This is a genomic window from Dechloromonas denitrificans, assembly GCF_001551835.1.
Lineage (GTDB): Bacteria > Pseudomonadota > Gammaproteobacteria > Burkholderiales > Rhodocyclaceae > Azonexus > Azonexus denitrificans.
Genome location: NZ_LODL01000026.1, coordinates 1 through 857, shown reverse-complemented (window position 1 = coordinate 857; position 857 = coordinate 1). Strand labels below are relative to the sequence as shown.

The window sequence follows — 857 nt, the reverse complement described above, 5'->3', positions numbered from 1 at the left end:
CTAGAGCGTGTGGACATTTGTGATTAAGGGACTGTTCACAAAGGGCTGATTGTGTTCACATCCTGTCTTTTGGATTGAAGACGGGATGCTGAGATTGCTGTTACGTGACGACCAGTGGCTACGAATCGAGCCGATGCTGCACGGCAGGGTTGGAGACCGTGGCCGTAGCGGTGCAGATAATCGTTTGTTTGTCGAAGCGGTTCTCTGGATGGCAAGAACTGGCGCCCCCTGGCGTGATCTCCCGCTTGGCTTCGGGCCATGGAATACGGTGTTCAGACGCTTCTCGCGTTGGGCAGACAAAGGCGTCTGGCAGGCACTTTTCACCAAGCTTTGCGAAGATGCAGACTTTGAGGAAGTGTTTCTCGACAGCACGATTGTGCGGGCGCACCAGCACGCAGCCGGCGCACCCAAAAAAACGGGCAACAAAGTGTTGGCCGTTCTCGTGGGGGGCTGAGTACCAAAATTCATGCGGCGGTTGATGGCCTGGGCAATCTGGCGCGCTTCCGTCTGAGCGGTGGCGAACGACATGACATCACCGAAGCGGCGAATCTCATTGATGGCATGACAAACGTCGGCGCAGTCGTGGCCGACAAGGCGTTTGACGCTACCAGCCTCATTGACTGCATCGAGGCAATGAACGCCACAGCGGTTATTCCGCCGAAAGCCAATCGGAAGGTGCTCAGATGCTATGACAAACATATCTATAAAAGTCGAAATCTCATCGAGAGGTTCTTTGCTCGCTTGAAGCAGTTTCGCCGTATCGCTACGCGCTACGACAAACTCGATATCCGGTTTGAAGCATTCATTTCTATCGCCGCCGCTCTAATTTGGCTCGCCTGATTGTCCACACACCCTAG

General features: G+C 54.4%; 1 protein-coding gene. It reads left to right on the top strand.

The window, feature by feature from the left end; genetic code table 11:
- Window positions 1-85: 85 nt before the first annotated feature.
- A protein-coding gene (locus AT959_RS20640) for an IS5 family transposase (RefSeq protein ID WP_240481856.1) occupies window positions 86-840 on the top strand; the annotation gives its coding sequence in 2 pieces (ribosomal slippage) (window positions 86-419 and window positions 419-840; 756 coding nt in all).
- Window positions 841-857: the final 17 nt, after the last annotated feature.